The organism is Achromobacter colocynthidis (genome assembly GCF_057334535.1).
Genome location: NZ_JBHFIZ010000039.1, coordinates 786354 through 808688 on the forward strand (window position 1 = coordinate 786354; position 22335 = coordinate 808688).

A 22335-nucleotide genomic window follows, 5' to 3' on the forward strand; every position below is an offset into this window, starting at 1 on the left:
TTAACGCAGATATTCGATATCGGCGCGGCGGTTTTCAGCAAAGTCGGCTTCCGACGTACCCGTCGACTTCGGCTTTTCTTTACCGAAGCTGATGGTTTCGATCTGGTTGTCGCTGACGCCCAGCAGGGTCATCATGCGACGCACGGCGTCTGCACGACGCTGGCCCAGGGCCAGGTTGTACTCAGCACCGCCGCGTTCGTCGGTGTTGCCTTCGATCTTGACCTTCTGCTGCTGGTGCGAGGCCAGGTAGCGGGCGTGGGTTTCGACCAAGCCGCGGTACTGGTCCGACACGGTGTAGCTGTCGAAATCAAAGTACACCGAGCGCTGTTGCGCCAGGATGCTTTGGGGGTTAAAGGGATCAAGGATTTGGCCAGAGGCCGAAGATCCTTGGCCAGCGCCTCCGCCCTGACCCGCTTTATCGTCGAGAGGGACGGAGCTGCAAGCTGCCAGAGTGGCAGCCAGAGCGGCAATGGTCAGGCTTTTGGCAATGCGCGACTTCATGATAGTTCCTTTGCAAAGAGAGTCACACGTGTTATCGGGTAAATGGGCCCCAAGTCGGTTCACGTATTTCCCCGTTCAGTACCGAAAGCGTCTGTCGTACGCGGCCATCGCTCGAGACACCCGCAAGCACGCTACGACCATTTTGAATGGCGGCGTATAGGACTTGCATGCCATTTGGCGCGAAGCTTGGCGACTGATCGTCACGACCATCAGTGATCAAGGATTCGGAGCCTGTGGACAGGTTCAACGATGCGATTCGAAACGCGCCGTCGCGTCTTGCAACGTACAGCAGCGTCGATCCATCGGGGGAAATTCGGGGTGATATGTTGTAACCACCATTAAACGTGAGGCGGCGAGCTTCGCCACCTGTCGAGCCGGTCTGATAGATTTGCGGCCCGCCGCTGCGGTCACTCGTAAAGATAATGGAAGCCCCGTCCGGCGTAAAGGTCGGTTCGGTGTCAATCCCGGGAGAACGCGTAATTCGCGTGGGATTGGACCCGTCCGTCGCGCCAACGACGTAAATTTGCGACAGACCGTCTCGGGTCAAGGCCACGGCCAACTTGGAACCGTCGGGCGACCAGCCTGGTGCGCTGTTGTTACCCTTGAAGTTGGCAACCGGTACGCGCGCGCTGGTGGCCAGCGTATGCACATACACAACGGGCTTGCCGGACTCAAAGCTCACATACGCCAGCTTGGCGCCATCGGGCGACCAGGACGGCGAAATGATGGGCTCGCGCGAACGCAGGGCCACCTGCGGGTTCTGCCCGTCAGCGTCGGCCACTTGCAGTTCGTAGGTGGCGCCCTTCTTCAGCACATAGGCAATGCGGGGCGAGAACACGCCGCGAACGCCGGTGATCTTCTCGTAGATACGGTCGGCGATCTGGTGGGCCACGCGGCGCAGTTCCTGCTCGGTACCCGAGAACGCCACGCCGTCCAGTTGCCCCTTCTTGACCGTGTCGGCCAAGCGGTAGCGCACGTCGTAACGGCCATCGGCGCCACGGGTAATGCTGCCATAGGCCAGGAAGTCGGCGCCTTTGCCGCGCCAATCGTCGTGGGCGACGGGGGAGTCGACATTCAAGCCGGAGCCGGCGGCGTTGATCAGGCGGAACTGGCCCGTGCGGGTCAGGTCAGCGCGGATCACTTCAGCCAGGGCGCGGCCATGCGTATCGTCGACGGCAAAGTCGGCGATCGCCACGGGATATTGCGTGGCGCCCGTGCCGGAAATATCAACGCGCAGTTGCGCATGGACGGGTTTGGCTGCCATCAGGCATAACGCGATCATCAGCAAACCGAGCCCATACGATCGCCAGAGAGCGAGGAGGGAACCTCTTCGGCTATAAGCGGGAGTCATATTCATCAATCTCCTGTCAATCATACATTTTGTGCACTACGTCAATGAACTTGTCGTAGCCGCCCGTCGAGGGCTTCGGGAAGGGGTTGCAACGGCGGATGCCCGTCTCGACCGCGCGGTCGAAAGCCGGATTCCCCGAAGATTGGGTCAAGTTCACGCCGTTCACTTTCCCGTCAGTTCCTAACTGTACCCGGTATTGTGCAGTCGGATTCGCGGAGCCGTTGCGCGGCGGAGGCTGGTAAGCGACACCGGGAAGAATGCATGCGCGGACCTTCGCGGCGTAGCCGTTATCTCGGCCGCCGCCCGCTTGGTTGCGGTCTGCCGTGCCGCCCGGGATGCCAGCGGCGCCCAGGGCGTCATTGCGGAACGCGTCCTTCAACGCCTTGTCCGCGGCCGCTTTCTTGGCGGCGGCGGCCTTCTCGGCAGCCGCCTTTTCAGCAGCGGCCTTTTCCGCGGCGGCTTTGGCTGCCGCAGCCTTGTCAGCCGCTGCTTTCTCGGCCGCGGCTTTTTCAGTCGCTGCCTTTTCGGCGGCAGCCTTCTTGGCTGCGTCGTCCTTGGCCTTCTTTTCCGCGGCGGCCTTGTCGGCAGCGGCCTTTTCAGCCGCAGCCTTTTCAGCCGCTGCCTTGTCGGCGGCGGCTTTTGCAGCAGCCGCCTTTTCAGCAGCAGCCTTCTCGGCAGCCTGGCGTTCCTGTTCCAGGCGCTTCTTTTCTTTCAGCTCGGCTTGCTTGCGCTCTTCTTCCAGGCGCGCTTTTTCCTTGGCCTCGGCGGCCTCACGCGCCTTTTCTTCCTGCTCGCGCTTCTTCTTCGCTTCCTGAATCGCGATTTCGGGGTCGACTTCCTCAGTCTTCGGCTGAGCCTCGGGTTCGGGCGGGGGAGGCGGAGGAGGGGGCGGCGGCGGTGGCGGCTCCGGTGCCTTTTCAGGCTCGGGCTGCGGCTCGGGTTTGGGTTGCGGCTTGGGTTGTTCGGGTTGCGGCGTGGGCGGCGGGGCGACGGGCGAATTGCCGGCGGCCCAGAGCTGGACCTCGACGGGGCCGGGGGCCTCCGTGCGCCAGTTCACGCCCAGGATCAAGGCGACCAGCAGCAGCAAATGCACCGCCACGGCCAGAATGAGCGCATTCCGGTTGTCGTTGTTGGGCGGGGTGGCCGGTGGGCCGCTGCGGTGTCTAATAATGGGTGGCGTCATGGGCGTTGCATGCCGGCCGAGCCGGCGGAAGGCGGCGCGTTAGCGTTTAGTCGCGGATGCGGGCTGGGAAGTGCCGGCGGCGGATTGGTCCACCAGCAAGCCCAGGCGGGTGATGCCGTTGGTGCGCAATTCGTCCATCACCTTCACGACCGTCTCGTAAGGCACCTTGCCATCCGCGGCGATCACCACCGGCGTTTCAGCGGTAATACGCGAACGCACTTGCGCCACGAGTTCGGGGCGCGCGATGTCCTGCATGGTGGCGCCGGGTTCGCGCAGACGCAGGGCGATCTTGCCATCTTCCGAAATCTGGACTTCCAGCGGCTTCACGGGCACGTCCGAGGCCGCGCCAACCGAAGGCAACTGAATCAGTCCGGGCGTGATCAGGGGAGCGGTCACCATGAAGATGACCAGCAGCACCAGCATCACGTCGATGTACGGCACCACGTTGATGTCGGCCTTCATGCGGCGGCCGGACCTGCCGCGTGAGCTTACCGAGGGCATTAGCGTACCTGCCGTTGCAGAATGTTCAGGAATTCGTCGACGAAGCTGTCGAAACGGATCGAGATGCGGTCGATATCATTCGTGAAGCGGTTATAGGCGACCACTGCGGGGATGGCGGCAAACAGGCCAATGGCGGTTGCGATCAACGCTTCCGCAATGCCGGGCGCCACCGAAGCCAGCGTGGCTTGCTGCATGTTCGACAGGCCGATAAAGGCGTGCATGATCCCCCAAACCGTACCCAACAGGCCGATGTACGGCGACACGGAACCGGCGGATGCCAGGAAGTTCAGGTGCGATTCCAGCGCGTCCATTTCGCGCTGGTAGGCAGCGCGCATGGCGCGGCGCGGGCCGTCCAGCAGGGCGGTGGCGGCGCCGGCGGAATTGCCGCGGCGCGCCTTCAGGAATTCAGTCATGCCGGCATCGAAGATGCGCGCCAGGGCGCCTTGCTCGTCGCGGCGCGAAGCCACCGCTTGTTGCAGCATGGACAGGTCGCCGCCGGACCAGAAGTCATCTTCAAAACGGCGGGTCTGGGTGTGTGCGCGCTTGATGGCCAAGCGCTTGGCGAAAATGTAGGTCCAGGACATGATCGAGATGCCCAACAGCATCAGCATGATCAGCTGGACCGGCACGCTGGCGTGCGAAATCAGCGAAAGCAACGACATGTCGTTGGTGACTTGCATGGTTATTCCTGAATGAATTCCAGTTTTGCGCGAACGTCGGCCGGCAACTCCGCCGGCCGCATATGAATGGCATCGACACAGCAGACTTGGATGTTGCCCTCGGCGAGCAGTTCCCCGTTGCGTTCCGCGCGCTGCGCGAAGTGTATCGAAGCGCGGCCGAGTTTGGTGATTCGGCTGCGTATGGTAAGCAAATCGTCCAGTTTGGCCGGTTTCCGGTAGGACATGTCCAAGGAGCGGACAACGAACAAGCGTTGTTCGCTGGCGGCCAGCCCGGACTGGTTGACTCCCAGGTCGCGCAACCACTCAGTGCGTGCGCGTTCCAGGAATTTCAAGTAGTTGGCGTAGAAAACGACCCCGCCCGCATCCGTGTCTTCGTAATAGACACGGACCTGCAGGAGGGATTCGCTGGACTTCGGATCGGTCACGGTACGGATAAGCAATGAAGCGGGTCGGGACGCGGTGAAGTCCGTATCTACTATAGGGTTTAAAGGGTGTCGAGTTTCGTCAGCACCATTTCAAGCGCGGACTCTACCGGAATCTTGGCGGCTTCGGTTTCCCGACGCGCTTGCAATTCCACCACACCATCGTTCAAGCCGCGTTCTCCAACTGTTACACGCAAGGGCGCGCCGATCAATTCCCACTCGGCGAACATCACGCCGGGGCGCGCATCGCGGTCGTCCAGAATGACATCCACGCCCCGCGCCAACAGCGATTCATAGAGCTTCACGGCGGTGTCACGCACCGTTTCACTTTTGCCCCAGCCCACCGGGCAGATCACCACTTCGAAAGGCGCGATCGCGCGCGGCCAGATGATGCCACGCGCGTCGTGGTTCTGCTCAATGGCCGCGCCCACGATCCGGGTCACGCCAATGCCGTAGCAGCCCATCTCCAGGACGGCCGGCTTGCCGGTTTCGTCCAGGAAGGTCGCCTTCAAGGCTTCGGAGTACTTCTTGCCCAGATAAAAGACGTGCCCCACTTCGATGCCGCGCTGGATGGACAGCGTGCCCTTGCCGTCCGGCGACGGGTCGCCCGCGACAACGTTGCGCAGATCGGCCACCAGCTCGGGTTCGGGCAAGTCGCGGCCCCAGTTCACGCCCTGGATGTGGAAGTCTTCCTTGTTTGCGCCGCAAACGAAATCGGCCATGTGGGCGACGGTGCGGTCAGCAATCACGTGTACGGGCTTGACCGTCTTGACGGGGCCCAGGTAGCCGGGCTTGCAGCCGAAGTACTCAACGATCTCGCTTTCCGTGGCGAAGCGGAAGCCCGCCAGGCCGGGCAGCTTGCCTGCCTTGATTTCGTTCAGCTCGTGGTCGCCGCGCAAGAGCAGCAGCCAGATATCCACTTTGCCCTTGTCGCCGTCGGTGGCAAGCACGATGGACTTGATCGTTTTTTCCAGCGGCAGGCCCAGCAGCTTGGCCACGTCTTCGCACTTGGCCGCGCCAGGCGTGGCGACGTCGGCCATGGCTTGGGTGGCGTCCCCGCGGGTGGGGTACAGCGCCACGGCTTCGGCCAGCTCGATGTTGGCGGCGTAGTCGGTTTCGGCGTTGTAGACGAGCAGGTCTTCACCGGTGTCGGCGATGACCTGGAATTCATGGCTGCGCGTGCCGCCAATGGAACCCGTGTCAGCCGCCACCGCGCGGAATTCCAGGCCCAGACGGCCAAAAATTCGCATGTACGCGGCGTACATGGTGTCGTAGCTCTTCAAGGCGCCGGCTTCGTCACGGTCGAAGGAATAGGCATCCTTCATGGTGAACTCGCGGCCACGCATCAGCCCGAAGCGCGGACGGCGTTCGTCGCGGAACTTGGTCTGGATGTGATAGAAATTCAGCGGCAGTTGGCGATAGCTGTGAATTTCATTGCGCGCGATGTCCGTGATGACCTCTTCGGACGTCGGCTGCAACACGAAGTCGCGCTGATGGCGGTCCTTGATGCGCAGCAGTTCGGCGCCGTACTGCTCCCAGCGGCCCGATTCCTGCCAGAGCTCAGCGGGTTGCACCACCGGCATCAACAGCTCGATGGCGCCCGACGCATTCATTTCTTCCCGGACGATGGCCTCGACCTTGCGGATGATCTTCAGCCCAAGGGGCATGTAGGTGTAGATGCCGCCCGCGAGCTTGCGGATCATTCCGGCCCGGGTCATCAGCTGATGGCTGGCGACTTCGGCTTCGGAAGGGGCTTCTTTGAGGGTGTTGATGTGGTAGTTGGATGCGCGCATGTTTAAAGGTGGCAGCAGATACGTATAATCGACTGTAATTGTATTGAATTCGGTGGGGGTGGCCCATGCTTGACCGCGAAGGCTACCGCCCCAATGTCGGCATCATTCTCGTCAACAGTCGAAACGAGGTCTTTTGGGGCAAGCGTATCAGGGAACATGCATGGCAGTTCCCCCAGGGCGGCATCAAATATGGCGAAAGCCCGGTGCAGGCCATGTATCGCGAACTCCATGAAGAGGTGGGCTTGAAGCCCGAGCATGTCCGTATTTTGGGGCGTACACGAGATTGGTTACGTTATAACGTGCCCGATCACTTCGTCCGGCGTGAGTGGCGTGGCCACTATAAAGGACAAAAGCAGATTTGGTTCCTGTTGCGCCTGGTGGGACGCGACAGCGATGTTTGCCTGCGCGCGACGCAGCATCCGGAATTCGATGCCTGGCGCTGGAGCCAGTATTGGGTGCCCCTGGACGCGGTGATCGAGTTCAAGCGAGACGTCTACACCCAGGCGTTGAACGAGTTGTCGGCGATCCTCTTTCGGCGTCATCACGAAACCCGCTACCTGCGCCAGCGCGTGCATGGGCAGCGGGCAGCAGAGAATTTGCCCGAAGGAACGGACGGTCATGCGCATATTGTTGGTTGAAGACGAACGGGACATGGCGTCCTGGTTGATGCGCGCGCTCGCCCAAAGCGGATTTGTGCCGGATCACGCGGCCGACGCCCGCACGGCCGAGGCCTTCATGGCAGGCACGGAATATGACGCCATCGTCATGGACCTGCGCCTGCCCGACAAGCACGGGCTGGTGGTGCTGCGCGAAATGCGCAACCGGGACGACCGCACCCCCGTGCTCTTGCTGACCGCCCAGGGCGCGCTGCAAGACCGGGTGCGCGGCCTGAACCTGGGCGCGGATGATTTCCTCACCAAGCCCTTTGCGCTGGAAGAATTGGAAGCGCGGCTGACCGCCTTGGTGCGCCGCAGCCGCGGCCGCCAGCATCCGCGCCTGCAATGTGGCTCGCTTTCCTACGACAGTGAAAGTCGGGCGTTCACGCTGGACGGTTCCCTGCTGTTTCTAACCCCGCGCGAACACGCCGCGCTGGCGGCGTTGCTGACCCGCAGCGGTTACCCCGTCGACAAATCCCAACTATTTGGCAAGGTCTTCACGCACGATAGCGAAGCCAATCCCGACGCCATCGAAGTCGTGCTGCACCGCCTGCGCAAGAAGCTCGCCGGCAGCGATGTGCGCATCGTGACGGTGCGCGGCCTGGGTTACATGCTGGAAAGCGTGGCCAGCGAATCCACGGAAGCTGAGTGAGCCTGCGGATCCCCGGATTGCCGCGCGTCGGCATCCGCGCGCTGCTTATCATCCTGCTGCTGCCCGGCGTGGTGGTGCTGCTGGTCATCGACAGCCTGAACGACTACCGCACTCTGTCCGAGATCACCAACGAAGCCTATGACAGCGCGCTGGTGGAACCCGCCCGTGTGCTTGAAAGCAGCCTGGAGTTCACGCCCGACGGCAATCTGCAGGTGGCAACGCCGCTGTACGCGCAGGTCATGCTGGAATCCCGCGCCGGCCTGCGCAAGTACTTCCGCATCGAACAGATTGACCCGCCCATCCCGGACGAATCGACGGTACCTAAAGAGCAGGGCAAGACCCTTCTTGGCATGCCGGAGATGCCGCGCCCGCCCACTTGGCCGCGTTCGAATGGACAGCCTGTCTTTTACGACGGCGTCTACCGCAATGACCCGGTGCGGGTCGTGGCCGTGGTGCGCGATCTTTACTACCAAGGCCTGCATCGCCAGGTGCTGGTTGTGGTCGCCGAAAGCACGGGCAAACGGATCGAAGCCGAAAACAGCGCTCGGCGGCAAGAGATCCTGCGCGACACCCGCATGCTGGCATTGGTGGTGCTGCTGGTGTGGTGGGGCGTTTCCTGGGCGCTCAAGCCGTTGCGCCGCCTGCGCGCCGATATCCGCAACCGCCGTCCCGATGACCTGACGCCGCTGGACGCGTCGCGCGTACCCAGCGAGGTGGCGCCGCTGGTCGATGCCGTCAATCATCACATTGCCCGCTATCGACGGGTGCTGGATGAGCAGTCCCATTTTCTGGCCGACGCCTCGCATCAACTGCGCACGCCGCTGGCCATCATGCTGACGCAGGCGCAGTACGCGCTGCGCGAGCGCGACCCCGCCCGTACGCGCGAAGGCCTGCGAGCCATCGTCGACCAGTTGGGCCGTACCCGTCGCCTGACCGAACAACTGCTGTCCCTGGCGCACGCCAACCAGGCGGAGCCGCTGCCGCGACAGTTGCTCGACATGAACGCGGTGTCGCGTGAGGTCGTGCTGCAATACCTGCCCTTGGCTCATGAAAAGCAGCAAGACCTGGGCTGGGTGCAAGCGGGTTCCGAAGAGGGGCTGGAAACGTCCGCGCCGGTCTCGGGCAACGAAGCCGAACTGCACGAAGCCTTGTCCAACCTGGTTCACAACGCCATCAACTACGCGCCGGTCGGCGCGCGCATCACGGTGTCGGTCAGCCGACTGGAAAATCGCGCCGAGGTGTCTGTGTCGGATAACGGTCCGGGCCTGGATCCCGTGTTGCGCAGCAGGGCATTTGCGCGTTTCGAGCGCGTCGGCACCGATAAGCCCGTGGTGTCGTCGGGTTCCGGGCTGGGCCTGGCCATCGCTCGGGCCTACGCGCGCCGTAACGACGGCGATATCGAGTTGCGTGACGGCGAACCCAATGCGCAAGGCGGCGTGGGCTTGGCGTCAGTGCTATGGCTACCCTTGGCGCCCACGGTCTCGCAGTATCCGCGTCCGGCGGATGTCGACCTGAACGGCGAGCAATAAGCCGTCTGGCTTTCAAATTTTTTTCTTCTCTTCCCCCTTTCTTAGAGCTCTTCCTGTCAGGGATAACCCCCGGATTCAGGAATGCGACAGCGCATAGAAAGCGGATTAGCAGCTTCCCTCCGTAATCTGCGCTCCGGTTCGTTGTGAAGGACCGGGCGAGGCTCGTGTCGAGCGGCGCATCAAGGGCCAGCACGGTCCTGCACCCGGAAGGAGGAAGCAAGTGCAAAAAAATATCAACAGGAAGGACTATTACGGCGGTGCGCTGATGGTCCTGATCGGGTTGGGGGCGATATACGGCGGCACCGACTATCACATCGGCACGTTGAGCCACATGGGGCCCGGCTTTTTTCCGGCCGCGCTTGGCGGTCTGCTTGCATTGACGGGTGTGCTGATCGCGATGTCCGCGCGGTCGGGTGAGTCCACGCCTCCCGCGCCGGGCGATGGCCATGCACACGGCTTGCCCGACCTGCGCGGCAGCGTCTGCATCATTCTTGGCATCCTGGCGTTTCTGCTGCTGGGCGAGTACGGCGGCCTGCTGCCGGCCACGTTTGCCATCGTCTTCATCTCGGCGTTGGGTGACCGCAAAAACACCATCAAACAAGCCATCTTGCTGTCGGTCGCGATGTCCGCGATCGCGGTCGTCGTGTTCTGGTGGGCGCTGCAATTGCAGTTGCCGCTGTTTCGTTGGGGTTGAAGCGCCATGATCTCTCAATCTTTGATGGACCTTTGGTACGGCTTCGGTGTCGCGTTTCAGTGGCACAACCTGGTGTGGTCGTTCTTCGGCGTGCTGGTGGGTAACCTGATCGGCGTGCTGCCTGGCATGGGCGCCTTGTCGGCAATCTCGATTCTGTTGCCGCTTACTTATGTCATGCATCCCGTGCCCGCCATCCTGATGCTGGCCGGTATCTTCTATGGTTCGCAATATGGCGGCGCCATCGGCGCGATCCTGCTCAACCTGCCTTCGCACCCACCGCACGCGGTGACCTGCCTTGACGGTTATCCATTGACCAAGCAGGGCAAGGGGGGAACGGCGCTGGGCATCACGATGATCTGCTCGTTCTTCGCGGCGTCGGTCGGCATCATCGTCATGATCTTCGCCTCGCCGTTGCTGGTGGAAGTGGCGTTCAAGTTCGGCCCGACCGAGATTTTCTCGATCATGCTGCTGGGCCTGTTGGCCGGCGCGACGATGTCGCGCGGTTCACCTCTCAAGGGCGTTGCAATGACGCTCTTCGGCCTGATGTGCGGCGTGGTTGGCACGGACGTGAACACGGGCACCATCCGCTTCTCGTTCGGCTTGTTGGACTTGTCCGACGGCCTGGAGCTGGTGGCTATTTCGATGGGCCTGTTCGGCGTGGCCGACTTCCTGATGAGCGTAAACCGCATGACCATCATCGGCAGCGGCGCCAAGCTGCGCATTCGGGACATGCGGCCGACAAAGCAGGAGCTGAAGACGGCGTTCTGGCCCATGGTGCGCGGCACCGCGGTGGGAACGCTGTTCGGCGCCATGCCCGGCACGGGGCCGACCATCACTACGTTCGTTGCCTACGCGCTGGAACGCAAGATTTCCAAGACGCCTGAAAAGTTCGGCACCGGCATGATCGCTGGCGTGGCCTCGCCCGAAGCGTCGTCGCACTCGAAGACGCAGGTGGACTTCATCCCCACGATGAGTCTGGGCATTCCGGGCGACGCGGTCATGGCGCTGATTCTGGGCGCGCTCTTGATTCAAGGCATCCAGCCGGGTCCGCAGTTGATCACCGAGCATCCGGACATCTTCTGGGGCCTGATCGCCAGCTTCTGGGTAGGGAACGTTTTGCTGATGGTGCTGAACGTGCCGCTGATCGGCGTGTGGGTCAAGCTGCTGCAAGTGCCGTATCGCTATCTGTTCCCGTCCGCGCTTTTCTTCATTGCGGTGGGCGTGTTCAGTACCCAGAACAGCCTCTTCCAGATTTGGGAAGTGTTGGCGTTCGGCGTGATCGGCGCGATCCTGATGACACTGGAGTTTTCAGTGGCCCCCATCTTGCTCGGCTTTGTGTTGGGGCCGATGGTGGAAGAGAACTTCCGCCGTGCGTTGCTGCTGTCGCGCGGCGACCTGGCGGTGTTCGTCGAGCGCCCCATCAGCGCGTGGTTCATCGGTGCCAGCGCATTGCTGATCTTCCTGCAGCTTTGGGCCTTCGCGCGCCGGGGCAAGAGTAAGGGCAAGAACAAGCCCGAAGTCCCGCAGACGGTTTAAACGAAGCTGCTACGCAGGCACAAGACGGCCCGGCTTCATGCCGGGCCGTTTGATTTGTGAGGCGCCATCCTGCATGCTTGCGGTTTCGAAAACCGCCTTGCAGAGCCGCCATCATGCATATCCTTTTTGCTTGCCCCCTTCACGATCCCGATGTCTGGGTGCCCCGTCTGGAAGCCGCAATGCCCGGCTGTCGCATTTCGGTGTGGAACCCCGATGGCCCGCCCTCGGGGGCAGAAGTGGCGCTGGTGTGGCGTCCGCCCGTGGAGCTGTTCAAGCACGAAACCAACATCTCGACCTTGTTCAATCTGGGGGCGGGAGTGGATGCCTTGCTGAAGATGCCCGAGATTCCCGAGCACGTTCGTATCGTGCGCCTGGAAGACGCCGGCATGTCAGTGCAGATGGCCGAATATGCGCTGTATGCCCTGCTGCGCGTGTCGCGTGATTTCGAAGCGTTTGACCAGGCGCAGGCGCGCCAGCATTGGGATACCCGCGAAGGTACGCGCCAGGCGGATTGGCCTGTTGGCGTGCTGGGCCTGGGGCAGGTGGGTGCGCGCGTCGCGCAGACGCTGGCTGATTTCGGCTATCCCGTGGCGGGTTGGTCGCGGTCGCCGCGTGATTTGCCTGGCGTGGAATCCTTTGCGGGCGAAGCCGCCTTGCCGGCCTTCTTGGCCAGAACGCGCTTCTTGGTGAACGTATTGCCGCTGACGCCTGACACGCACGGCATCCTGAACCGCGACACGCTATCGCAACTGCTGCCTGACGCGCACCTGGTCAACGTCGGCCGGGGCGAACACCTGGTCGAAGACGACCTGGTTCAAATGCTCGAAGAAGGTGAGATCGCCGGCGCTACGCTGGATGTGTTCCACACCGAGCCGCTGCCCAACGATCACCCCTTCTGGCGCGATCCCCGTGTGCATGTCACGCCGCACATTGCCGCGCGCACGCTGCGTGATGAAAGCATCGAGCAAATCGCCGGCAAGGTGGCGCAACTGATGCGCGGTGAACCCATCACAGGCGTGGTCGAACGCACTCGGGGCTACTGAGGAGCCGGAGGGGCTGCGGCTTTCTCCAGCCGCTGATACATCGACGGCAGGCGTTGCGACAGGAAATCCAGCAACGTCCTGACCGCCGGCATCATGCCGCGCCGAGACGGATAGATGCAATGCACGATGCCTTCCGGCGATTGCCATTGCGGCAGCACCTGCACCAACTGGCCCCGGCGCAGTTCCTCTTGCGTGGCGATGGATGGCAGCAGCGCAATGCCTCGGCCACGCACCGCGGCTTCGGTCAGAACGATGAAGTCGTTGCACGACAGTTGCGGCTTGAGCTCAACCTGCAGCTCTTCGCCCTTGTCATTTCGCAGTGGCCAGCGCACTTCGTTTTGCGGGTCTGAAAAGCTAAGCGTGGTGTGAGAGGCCAGATCCTGCGGCGTGTCCGGTGCGCCATGGCGCTGCAGGTAGCCGGGGCTGGCCACCAGCGTGCCGCGCGCGGTGCCCAAGTGGCGCACCACCAGCTCGGCGTCGGTATCCAGCTTGGTCCGCACGCGCAAGGCCAGGTCCACGCCTTCACGGATCAGGTCCACGCGCCGGTTGGTCACCAGCAACTGCACGGATATCGCCGGCCATGCGTCCAGGAATTCAGGCAGCAGGGGCGCCAGCACATCCTGCGCTATGGAAACGGGGCAACTGACGATCACCGGGCCTGCTGGTTCGGATTGCAGTTGCCGCATGGCGTCGTCCGCGGCACGCGCAGATGCCGCCATTTCACGGCAGTAATGCAGGTAGCGTTCGCCGGCGGATGTGAGCCGCAGGCGCCGAGTCGTGCGTTGCAGCAGGCGCACGCCCAAGCTTTCTTCAAGATGTGAAATCCGCCTTGAAAGGCGGGATTTGGGTATGTCCAGCGCTCGGGCCGCCGCACTGAAGCCGCCCTGTTCGACGACTTGGGAAAAGTAGTAGAGGTCGTTTAGATCTTGCATGATTGTTCTATTCCTGGAACGAATAGTTCATCATATCTGGGTTTATGTGAATAATGAACCGGTCTACAGTGACGCCATGCAATCGGGATCTGCCAACGCCACCCGGCGCCCAGCCCCAGTCCGGTACCCCTTATGAATCGGACGTGGCGCTGACGGATCCCTCGCCTGCTCATGGCAGGCCACCACTGGAGAAATTCGCAATGAAGACCCTTGTCATCCTGTCCTCGATTCTTGGCAACCGTTCCCACAGCACGGAATTGGCCGATCATTTCATGGCGCGCGTCAAAGCCGCCCACCCGGCCGATACCGTGAAAATCCGCGACCTCGGCGCGCAGCCCATTCCGTACTTCGACGGCAATACCGCCGGCGCGCTGTTCTCCCCTGCAGAGGCCCGTAGCGTGGAGCAGCAACGCATCGTCGAGCTCAGCGATTCGCTGGTTGCCGAACTGATGCAAGCCGACCGCATCGTGTTCGCTGTGCCCGTCTACAACTTCAATCTGCCCGCTCAGTTCAAGAGCTATCTTGACCACGTAGCCCGTGCCGGCGTCACGTTCCGTTATACGCCCGAAGGCGTGCCGGAAGGCCTCGTCAAGGGTAAGCAGGTGTTCGTGCTGACGGCTCGTGGCGGCAAAGCCGAAGGCACGCCGTCCGACACGATGACGCCGTACCTGCGTCAGATGCTTGGTTTCCTTGGCATGGACGACGTCACGTTCATCGCCGCCGAAGGCATGGCGATGGGCGAAGTGGCTGCGCTGGAAGGCGTGACGCTGGCCAAGCAGCGTATCGATGCCCTGGTGCTGGACGCGGCGCAGGACGGCCTGGCCGCCTGATCGGCCTCGTTCGCGTGTCAGAAAAAAGGCGAGCCTTGTGGCTCGCCTTTTCATTGCTGCATGCTAAGTGCCTAGTCGCGTAGCCGTTTCACCAGGCTGGACGTGTCCCAGCGGCCGCCGCCCATCTTCTGAACATCGGCATAGAACTGGTCCACCAGCGCGGTCACGGGCACGCGCGCGCCGTTGTTGCGCGCTTCCGCCAGCACCAGACCCAGGTCTTTACGCATCCAATCCACGGCAAAGCCAAAGTCGAACTTGTCGTCGACCATGGTGCCGCCCCGGTTCTCCATCTGCCAGCTTTGCGCCGCGCCTTTGCTGATCACGTCCAGCACCAACTTCATGTCCAGCTTGGCCGCCTGGCCGAAAGCCACGGCTTCGGACAGGCCTTGCACGAGGCCGGCGATGCAAATCTGGTTGACCATCTTGGCCAACTGGCCCGAACCGGGCGCGCCCACCAGCGTCACGGCGCGGCCAAAACACTGGGCCACGGGCTTGATGGCTTCGAATACCGCTTCTTCTCCGCCGCACATGATGGTCAGCGCGCCATTGACGGCACCGGCCTGGCCGCCGGACACGGGCGCATCCACGAAATTCAGGCCCAGGCCCTTGGCTTGCGCGTAAAGTTCGCGGGCCACATCGGCCGACGCGGTAGTGTGGTCGACGAACACGGCGCCAGGCGCCATGCCCGCGAATGCACCGTCAGGCCCCAGCACAACGCTGCGCAGGTCGTCGTCGTTGCCCACGCAGGCAAAGACGATCTGTGCACCTGCCACCGCTTCGCGCGGCGTGCCCGCCTGGCGGCCGCCGAACTCCGCGACCCAGGCCTGAGCCTTGGCGGGCGTGCGGTTATAGACCGTCACGTCGTGCCCGGCGCGGGCCAGATGGCCGGCCATGGGCAGGCCCATGACACCCAGGCCGAGGAAAGCGACTTTCTGGGCTACGACCGCGTCGTAGCTCTTGGTACCGATCGTTGCCATTGCAGGAAACTCCGCTCAATGTGAGTAAGGTCAGTCTTAGGGAACTAACCTTAACGCAATCCAAAAGCCGGCGGCCAGTCCATCAAAAAAAAACCCCTGGGGCAAGCCCAGGGGTTTTGGAAAGAGGCAAGGCGCCGCGGTGGGCGGCCTGATCGCTTTTTACTCTTCTTCGACGAAGGTCTCTTCGCGCTTCTTGCGGATGGCGGGCAGCGCCACCAGGATCACAAGGAAGGCCGCCACGGCCAGCAACGAAGCCGACAGGGGACGGGTCACGAAGGTGCTGAAATCGCCACGCGACAGCAGCAGGGCACGGCGGAAGTTCTCTTCCATCATGGGGCCTAGAACCAAGCCCAGCAGCAGCGGTGCGCCTTCGCACTTCAGCTTCGACCACACGTAGCCGATGATGCCGAACATCGCCGTGGTGAAGATGTCGAACGAGTTGTAGTTCAACGAATACACACCGATCGTGCAGAACACCAGAATCGCCGGGAACAGGATGCGATAGGGCACCTTCAGCAGCTTGACCCACAGGCCGATCAGCGGCAGGTTCAGCACCACCAACATCAGGTTACCGATCCACATCGAAGCGATCAGGCCCCAGAACAGCTCCGGGTGGCTCGTCATGACTTGCGGGCCGGGCTGGATGTTGTGGATCGTCATTGCGCCAACCATCAGCGCCATCACGGCGTTACCCGGGATACCGAGCGTCAGCAGCGGAATGAACGACGTCTGCGCGGCAGCGTTGTTCGCCGATTCCGGACCAGCCAGGCCGGCCGGGTGGCCCTTGCCGAAGCGTTCCGGATTCTTCGAGATCTTCTTTTCCAGCGTGTAGGACGCGAACGACGACAGCACGGCGCCACCGCCCGGCAAGATACCCAAGGCCGAACCCAGGGCCGTACCGCGCAGCACGGCGGGAGCGGCTTCCTTGAATTCCTGCAGGTTCGGGTACAGCGAGCCGATCTTGTCGGTGATGTCGACGCGGTTTTCCTTCTGCTCCAGGTTGGTCATGATTTCGGCGAAGCCGAACACGCCCATGGCCACGATGGCGAAGTCGATACCGTCTTGCAGTTCGGGGATGCCGAAGTCGTAGCGGGCAACGCCCGAGTTGACGTCCGTGCCGACCATGCCCAACAGCAGGCCCAGGATGATCATCGCGATCGCCTTGGGCAGCGAGCCCGAAGCCAACACCACGGCGCCGACCAAGCCCAGGCACATCAGCGAGAAGTACTCGGCGGGGCCGAACTTGAACGCCACTTCAGCCAACGGAGGAGCAAACGCGGCCAACAACAGCGTTGCCACGCAACCGGCGAAGAACGAGCCCAGCGCGGCGATGGCCAGCGCGGCGCCCGCACGGCCATTGCGGGCCATCTGGTGACCGTCCAGCACGGTCACCACCGCGGACGTTTCCCCTGGCAGCGCCACAAGAATCGCCGTGGTCGAACCGCCGTATTGCGCGCCGTAATAGATGCCGGCCAGCATGATCAGGCCTGCAATCGGGGGCAACACATACGTGATCGGCAGCAGCATCGCGATGGTCGGGACCGGGCCGATGCCCGGCAGCACGCCAATCAGCGTACCCAGGATGCAGCCCAGCAGTGCGTAAGCCAGGTTCTCGGGCGTAAACGCCACCGAGAAGCCCAACATTAGGTTGTCAAACAATTCCATGACCGGTTGCTCCTTAGTTCATGCCCAGAAAGGACGGCCACAGCGGGAAGATCAGCCCCAGCCCCTTGACGAATGCCAGATACGAGAAGAGCACCAGGAAAATCGCGTTGGCAACGGCGACCTTCAGGCTGAACTCATGGCTGGCCAGGCTGCTTACGACAACCAGGATGAATACCGAAAGATAGATGCCCAGCGGCTTGAGGATGAATCCGTACAAGACCACGGAACCCACGACGAGAAAGACAATGCGCCAATCGAACTTATCGATATGCGTCTCGTGGGCTTTCTTGGAAAGTGAGCCAAGCAGCACGATGGCGCCCAGCAAAGCCAGAACAATGCCTAGCCAGAAAGGAAAGTACCCTGGGCCCATTCGGGCGGCAGTACCCATTTGGTAGCTGCTGGCCTGCCAGGCGAATCCCAGTCCAAGGGCGATGAACATCACCCCCGACCAGAAGTCCTGTCGATTGCGTAGCTGCATGATTGGTTGGCTCCTATTTACAGCATGTAGATAAAAAAGTTTGTAGCCGGATGGGACCCGCCGAAAGGCGAGTGACAGGCACAAAAAAGGCACTTCGGGGTGCCATTAGTTATTCTGAAAGCGACGGCGTGGTTTCTTGAAAGGGCGAATGGTAATGGACGCCTGCCATGCTGCAAACCCTGTAAGGTCGGTGAAAGGCTGGGGTTTTCCCTAGAATTCGGGTACTCCCGAGCCTCAGATGTAACGCCACAGGAAGAATGAGGGCTTTTTGAAAGCTAAGTGAAAGTTTATAGAAAGAAATGCGAAAGCCGAATCGGCCGGATGCGGGGATTTTGGAGGAGGCGCTTTTCTTCTTCTGCCGGAATCGGTTAGTCTCGCGCCGCCCAAATCAACACCGCATTTCCTACCGAATATTGCCGGGTTTCTCACCTTGCGTGAAGTGGCCCGGTTCACCTCAGGATGGTTTACGATAGCGCCCATGCTGCAAGACCTAGACCAACTCGCCGCCCGAATCGGGCAACTGGTGCATCGCACCCGCCAACTCCACGCAGAGCGTGATGCGTTGCGCCTCCGTCTGAACGAATTCGAAGCTGAACAGCGCGTGCAGAAGCAACGCGCGGCCGAGCGCGAGGCTGACATCGCCACGTTGCAAAGCAAGCTTCAGGATCACGACGGCGCGGTTTCCGCAATGCTTGAGCAAGCCCAGCAGGCCGAAGCCGCCTTGCGCGAGCAGCTTGCCCGAGAATCCGCCGAACGGCAATCGCTGGAGTCGCGTTTCACTGCTCGCGAAACCGAACTGCAGGGTAGCCTGCAAACCCGCGACGCCGAACTACAGCGCTTGCGCGTGGCCGCCGCCTCGGCCCGCGAGCGCATTGACGCCGTGCTGGCCCGCCTGCCGGGCGCACCGTCTGGAGAGCAACACTGATGGAACGCGTAGACGTAACCATATTGGGACGCGACTATTCGCTGGCCTGCTCCGCTGAAGAGAAGCCCACGCTGATGGCCGCCGTGCGCCACGTTGATCAACTGATGCTCCGCATCCAGGGAACCGGCAAGATCTCCAGCAATGAACGCATCGCCGTCATGGCTGCGTTGCAGGTCGCTGGCGAGCTTCTTGCCATGAAAGCACCTGATGGTCCGCTAGGGGGTTTGGCGGTTGGCGACTTCAAGCGTAGAATTGAGGACATGAACGCAGTACTCGATGACGCCTTGTCGGGTCAGGAAAAACTGCTCTAACGTTCATAAAGCTGTATTCAAGAATTTTCAGTTTGTCCCTGCCGTGTCCGTGACTAGGCCATACATTCTCTGAACCTATGCTTTCGGCATATGGTTGCGGGAGTGTAGAGCTGGAGTGATCGTCTCTCGTAGACGAACCCGACGCTCTGCGGAACGCGACCACCTCTTACCCTAGGGTTCGAGATGCCGGCCTTGACGGCACAGGCGGGGCATTTACCCAGCGGGCCTGCCAACAGCGCAGGGCCGCGTCGGGTGCCACAACCATCCCCCTCTCTTTCTCTCTGTCCTCCCTCCTAGGACCCGTCCATGTTTAAACACCCTGTTCTCTCGCTGACGAAACTCGGCGCAGCGTGCGCAGCCGTGGCCGCTATTGCTGCTGTTCAACCCGCATTCGCACAGACGCAGGCGCCCAGCGCGCCCGCAACGGCGGAATCGTCCACGAATCGTTCGCCGGAATTGACACTGCAAGCGGCCGCCTCGTCGGAGGTCAAGCAGGACACCGTTCGTATTTCCTTGTCCGCCGAGGTCGAGGCGCCTGATCAGCCCGCCGCCGGCAAGAAGCTGACGGCCGTGCTGGATGACGTCGTCAAGCGCGCGCGCGACACCAAGGGTGTGGAAGTGCGCACGGGCGGCTTCAACGTGTGGCCCAACACGAACAGCAAGGGCAAGATTGCGTCGTGGCGCGGCCAGGGTGAGATCGTGCTGGAGTCCAAGGACTTCGAAGCCGCTGCCGCCTTGGCTGCCAAGCTATCGGACAAGACTGCCATTTCCAATATCGGATTCTCGCTGTCGCGTCCCGCGCGCGAGGCCGAAGAGCGCAAGCTGATGAAAGAAGCGGCCCAAGCGTTCAAGGATCGTGCATTGGCTGCTGCCAACGCATTCGGTTTTTCGGGTTACCGCTTGTCCAAGCTGGAACTCGGGGGCTCGGGCGGCCCCGTGCCGATGCCGCGCATGCTTGGCGCGGCCATGGCCAAAGACGCCTCTGGCGGCTACAGCCCGGACGTCCCGCTGGAAGCGGGAGACGTCACGGTCAGCGTCGCCGTCAACGGGACGATCGTTTTGCAGTAAGGCTGAACATGATGGCGCCCAAGGCGACCATCGGCAGGGACAGCCACTGTCCCATGCTTAATCCGCCCGCGAGCAGGCCCAGGAAGTTGTCTGGCTCGCGGGTGAATTCCACCAGGAAGCGGAACGTTCCGTAGCCCATCAAAAACAGCCCGCTCACTTGTCCAAGTGGACGCGGCTTGCTCGAAAACCACCACAGCAGCACAAATAGCACAATGCCTTCCAGGCCCAGCTCGTAAAGTTGGGACGGGTGGCGCGCCAGCCCGTCGCCGCTATCGGGAAACACCATGGCCCAAGGCACATCGGTCGGTCGGCCCCAAAGCTCGCCATTGATGAAGTTGCCTAAGCGGCCAAATCCCAGGCCCAGCGGGATCAGCGGCGCGATGAAATCGCTGACCGCGAAAAAGGGCAGCTTCTTCTTTCGTGCAAAGAGAAGCATGACGAGGATCACGCCGATCAGGCCGCCGTGGAACGACATGCCGCCTTGCCACAAGTACGCCACTTCCAGCGGATGCGCCAGGTAGTAGGCAGGCTTGTAGAACAGTACATATCCCAGTCGACCGCCCAGTACGACGCCCAGCACGCTATAGAAAATCAGGTCTTCCAGGTCGCGCACGTTCAGCGATGTGGTGTGGCCGCTGGTGATGCGCCGGCGGCCAAGCACGTACACCAGGGCGAAGCCCGCCAAATACATCAGGCCGTACCAGTGGATGGCAAGCGGCCCGATCTGCAAGGCTACGGGATCGAATTTTGGATATTGCAGCATGTTCTGCCCGACACAATGAAGTTGAATGATAATAACCGGCGAGCTCTGAAGATTCGCATGCATGCAAGCGAGCCAGCTTCCCGGGTGCGTTCGCCTTGTCCGCGCCCCGACGCCGACAGGAGAGACTGACCATGCCGAACAACGAACGTTCCCGCCACATCACCGAAGGCGTAGCACGCGCACCCAATCGCGCCATGTACTACGCGCTGGGCTACAAGGAAGCCGATTTCAACAACCCCATGATAGGCGTGGCCAACGGCCACTCCACGATCACGCCCTGCAATAGCGGCCTGCAGCGCTTGGCCGACGCGGCCATCGACGCCATCCGGTCCTCCAGCGCCAACCCCCAGGTGTTCGGCACGCCCACCATTTCCGACGGCATGTCCATGGGCACCGAGGGGATGAAATACTCGTTGGTTTCGCGCGAGGTCATCGCCGACTGTATTGAGACCGCCGCCCAAGGGCAGTGGATGGACGGCGTGGTGGTCATTGGTGGCTGCGACAAGAACATGCCGGGCGGCATGATCGCCCTGGCGCGCACGAATGTGCCGGGCATCTACGTCTATGGCGGCACCATCAAGCCTGGCCACTACAAGGGCAACGATCTCACCATCGTCTCGGTCTTCGAAGCCGTTGGCGAATACACGATGGGCCGCATGCCCGAGGCCGACTTCAAGCAGATCGAAAAATGCGCCATCCCCGGCTCGGGTTCCTGTGGCGGCATGTACACCGCCAACACCATGAGCTCCGCCTTCGAAGCCATGGGCATGAGCCTGCCGTATTCCAGCACGATGGCCAATGAAGATGAAGAAAAAGTCGTCTCGGCCGCCGAGTCGGCGCGCGTGCTGGTCGACGCCGTCCGGCGCAACCTGCGTCCGCGCGACATCATCACGCGCGAATCCATCGAGAACGCCGTGTCGGTCATCATGGCCACGGGCGGGTCCACCAACGCGGTGCTGCACTTCCTGGCCATTGCCCATGCCGCCGACGTGCCGTGGACCATCGATGACTTCGAGCGTATCCGTAAGCGCGTGCCGGTGCTGTGCAACTTGAAGCCATCCGGCAAATACGTCGCAACGGATCTGCATCGTGCGGGCGGGATCCCGCAAGTCATGAAGCTGTTGCTCAATGCCGGCCTGCTGCATGGCGACTGCATCACGATCACAGGCAAGACCATCGCGCAAACGCTCGCCGATGTGCCTGATGCGCCGCGCGCTGATCAGGACGTCATCATGCCGCTGGATCGTGCGCTCTACCCGCAGGGGCATCTGGCCATTCTCAAAGGCAACTTGTCGCCGGAAGGCTGCGTGGCCAAGATCACCGGGCTGAAGAACCCCGTCATGACCGGTCCGGCGCGCGTGTTCGATTCCGAGGACGACGCGATGACCGCCATCATGGCGCAGCGTATCAAGGACGGCGATGTCGTGGTCATCCGCTATGAAGGCCCCAAGGGTGGGCCGGGCATGCGCGAAATGCTGGCGCCCACTTCCGCGTTGGTGGGACAGGGCTTGGGCGAAACGGTAGGCCTGATCACCGATGGCCGCTTTTCCGGCGGCACCTGGGGCATGGTCGTTGGCCATGTGGCGCCAGAAGCATTCGTGGGCGGGCCGATCGCCCTGATCCAGGAAGGTGATTCGGTTACCATCGATGCCCACAAGCTGCTGCTGCAGCTCAACATCAGCGACGAAGACCTGGCGGCTCGTCGCCAGGCCTGGGTCCAGCCCAAGCCGCGTTATACACGCGGTGTGCTTGCCAAGTTCGGCAAGCTCGCCAGCACCGCGAGCCGTGGGGCAGTTACCGATGCATTTGAAGATTAGTCTGTGGGCGGCCGTCGCCGGCGTGTTG

23 protein-coding genes and 1 other RNA gene are annotated in these 22335 nt (G+C 62.1%); 12 read left to right on the forward strand and 12 right to left on the reverse strand.

Translation table 11 applies throughout. The annotated features are described in order from the left end of the window. From pal to ACE04A_RS30030, 7 genes are all read right to left on the reverse strand, one after another. Complete coding sequence (pal, locus tag ACE04A_RS30000; protein ID WP_050449181.1) at positions 1-501, reverse strand: peptidoglycan-associated lipoprotein Pal; 501 nt, start codon at positions 499-501, stop codon at positions 1-3. 31 nt (positions 502-532) lie between these two features. Further along, complete coding sequence (tolB, locus tag ACE04A_RS30005; RefSeq protein ID WP_485820817.1) at positions 533-1783, reverse strand: Tol-Pal system beta propeller repeat protein TolB; 1251 nt, start codon at positions 1781-1783, stop codon at positions 533-535. An 85-nt stretch (positions 1784-1868) separates the two neighbouring features. Then, complete coding sequence (gene tolA, locus ACE04A_RS30010) at positions 1869-3035, reverse strand: cell envelope integrity protein TolA (protein WP_485820811.1); 1167 nt, start codon at positions 3033-3035, stop codon at positions 1869-1871. 39 nt (positions 3036-3074) lie between these two features. Then, positions 3075-3536, reverse strand: coding sequence for an ExbD/TolR family protein (locus ACE04A_RS30015; RefSeq protein WP_100853140.1), 462 nt, complete (start codon positions 3534-3536; stop codon positions 3075-3077). Then, on the reverse strand, positions 3536-4216 hold the full coding sequence (gene tolQ / locus ACE04A_RS30020) for a protein TolQ (RefSeq protein ID WP_485820812.1): 681 nt from the start codon (positions 4214-4216) through the stop codon (positions 3536-3538). The genes ACE04A_RS30015 and tolQ overlap by 1 nt, the downstream gene beginning before the upstream one ends. A gap of 2 nt (positions 4217-4218) precedes the next feature. After that, on the reverse strand, positions 4219-4641 hold the full coding sequence (ybgC, locus tag ACE04A_RS30025; RefSeq protein ID WP_100853139.1) for a tol-pal system-associated acyl-CoA thioesterase: 423 nt from the start codon (positions 4639-4641) through the stop codon (positions 4219-4221). Positions 4642-4700: 59 nt separating this feature from the next. Beyond that, complete coding sequence (locus ACE04A_RS30030) at positions 4701-6431, reverse strand: proline--tRNA ligase (RefSeq protein ID WP_448718210.1); 1731 nt, start codon at positions 6429-6431, stop codon at positions 4701-4703. Positions 6432-6496: 65 nt separating this feature from the next. Between ACE04A_RS30030 and ACE04A_RS30035 the strand changes: the two genes are divergently transcribed. From ACE04A_RS30035 to ACE04A_RS30060, 6 genes are all read left to right on the forward strand, one after another. Then, positions 6497-7069: an RNA pyrophosphohydrolase gene (locus ACE04A_RS30035; protein ID WP_006217428.1), complete on the forward strand. Its 573-nt coding sequence runs from the start codon at positions 6497-6499 to the stop codon at positions 7067-7069. Then, complete coding sequence (locus ACE04A_RS30040; RefSeq protein ID WP_100853137.1) at positions 7050-7739, forward strand: response regulator; 690 nt, start codon at positions 7050-7052, stop codon at positions 7737-7739. The genes ACE04A_RS30035 and ACE04A_RS30040 overlap by 20 nt, the downstream gene beginning before the upstream one ends. Continuing rightward, complete coding sequence (locus ACE04A_RS30045) at positions 7736-9268, forward strand: sensor histidine kinase (RefSeq protein ID WP_259253056.1); 1533 nt, start codon at positions 7736-7738, stop codon at positions 9266-9268. The genes ACE04A_RS30040 and ACE04A_RS30045 overlap by 4 nt, the downstream gene beginning before the upstream one ends. Before the next feature lie 265 nt (positions 9269-9533). Then, positions 9534-9962 (forward strand): tripartite tricarboxylate transporter TctB family protein, encoded by a 429-nt coding sequence (locus ACE04A_RS30050; protein WP_259253097.1) that lies wholly within the window; start codon positions 9534-9536, stop codon positions 9960-9962. Between the two features lie 6 nt (positions 9963-9968). Next, on the forward strand, positions 9969-11498 hold the full coding sequence (locus tag ACE04A_RS30055; protein WP_448718211.1) for a tripartite tricarboxylate transporter permease: 1530 nt from the start codon (positions 9969-9971) through the stop codon (positions 11496-11498). A gap of 113 nt (positions 11499-11611) precedes the next feature. Next, positions 11612-12541: a 2-hydroxyacid dehydrogenase gene (locus ACE04A_RS30060; protein ID WP_438859162.1), complete on the forward strand. Its 930-nt coding sequence runs from the start codon at positions 11612-11614 to the stop codon at positions 12539-12541. Here ACE04A_RS30060 and ACE04A_RS30065 read toward each other — a convergent pair. After that, a complete protein-coding gene (locus ACE04A_RS30065; RefSeq protein WP_259253065.1) occupies positions 12535-13473 on the reverse strand; it encodes a LysR family transcriptional regulator in 939 nt (312 codons plus the stop codon). The genes ACE04A_RS30060 and ACE04A_RS30065 overlap by 7 nt on opposite strands. Before the next feature lie 200 nt (positions 13474-13673). Here ACE04A_RS30065 and ACE04A_RS30070 point away from each other — a divergent pair, with 200 nt between their 5' ends. Next, positions 13674-14303, forward strand: coding sequence for an FMN-dependent NADH-azoreductase (locus ACE04A_RS30070; protein ID WP_448718212.1), 630 nt, complete (start codon positions 13674-13676; stop codon positions 14301-14303). 71 nt (positions 14304-14374) lie between these two features. Here ACE04A_RS30070 and ACE04A_RS30075 read toward each other — a convergent pair whose 3' ends face one another. The 3 genes from ACE04A_RS30075 to ACE04A_RS30085 form a co-directional block, all read right to left on the reverse strand. Next, complete coding sequence (locus tag ACE04A_RS30075) at positions 14375-15280, reverse strand: NAD(P)-dependent oxidoreductase (protein ID WP_485820813.1); 906 nt, start codon at positions 15278-15280, stop codon at positions 14375-14377. 159 nt (positions 15281-15439) lie between these two features. Continuing rightward, positions 15440-16945 carry a tripartite tricarboxylate transporter permease gene (locus ACE04A_RS30080; RefSeq protein ID WP_391440916.1) on the reverse strand — a complete coding sequence of 502 codons (1506 nt, stop codon included), beginning with the start codon at positions 16943-16945 and terminating at the stop codon, positions 15440-15442. A gap of 13 nt (positions 16946-16958) precedes the next feature. Beyond that, positions 16959-17423: a tripartite tricarboxylate transporter TctB family protein gene (locus ACE04A_RS30085; protein ID WP_100853131.1), complete on the reverse strand. Its 465-nt coding sequence runs from the start codon at positions 17421-17423 to the stop codon at positions 16959-16961. Positions 17424-17901: 478 nt separating this feature from the next. On the opposite strand from ACE04A_RS30085, the gene ACE04A_RS30090 reads away from it, so the two are divergent. The 4 genes from ACE04A_RS30090 to ACE04A_RS30105 all read left to right on the forward strand — a co-directional run bounded on the left by ACE04A_RS30090 (position 17902) and on the right by ACE04A_RS30105 (position 19727). Beyond that, complete coding sequence (locus ACE04A_RS30090; RefSeq protein WP_279995018.1) at positions 17902-18348, forward strand: hypothetical protein; 447 nt, start codon at positions 17902-17904, stop codon at positions 18346-18348. After that, complete coding sequence (locus ACE04A_RS30095) at positions 18348-18659, forward strand: cell division protein ZapA (RefSeq protein ID WP_006217444.1); 312 nt, start codon at positions 18348-18350, stop codon at positions 18657-18659. The genes ACE04A_RS30090 and ACE04A_RS30095 overlap by 1 nt, the downstream gene beginning before the upstream one ends. 32 nt (positions 18660-18691) lie before the next feature. Further along, positions 18692-18874, forward strand: a non-coding RNA gene (ssrS, locus tag ACE04A_RS30100) — 6S RNA. Positions 18875-18965: 91 nt separating this feature from the next. Further along, the gene (locus ACE04A_RS30105; RefSeq protein ID WP_448718213.1) at positions 18966-19727 is read left to right on the forward strand and encodes an SIMPL domain-containing protein; all 762 of its coding nucleotides are present in this window, start codon (positions 18966-18968) and stop codon (positions 19725-19727) included. Here ACE04A_RS30105 and lgt read toward each other — a convergent pair. Next, on the reverse strand, positions 19702-20490 hold the full coding sequence (gene lgt, locus ACE04A_RS30110; RefSeq protein WP_259253082.1) for a prolipoprotein diacylglyceryl transferase: 789 nt from the start codon (positions 20488-20490) through the stop codon (positions 19702-19704). The two genes, ACE04A_RS30105 and lgt, sit on opposite strands and share 26 nt — an antisense overlap. A gap of 131 nt (positions 20491-20621) precedes the next feature. Here lgt and ilvD point away from each other — a divergent pair, with 131 nt between their 5' ends. Beyond that, on the forward strand, positions 20622-22307 hold the full coding sequence (gene ilvD / locus ACE04A_RS30115) for a dihydroxy-acid dehydratase (protein WP_259253083.1): 1686 nt from the start codon (positions 20622-20624) through the stop codon (positions 22305-22307). Positions 22308-22335 lie beyond the last annotated feature (28 nt).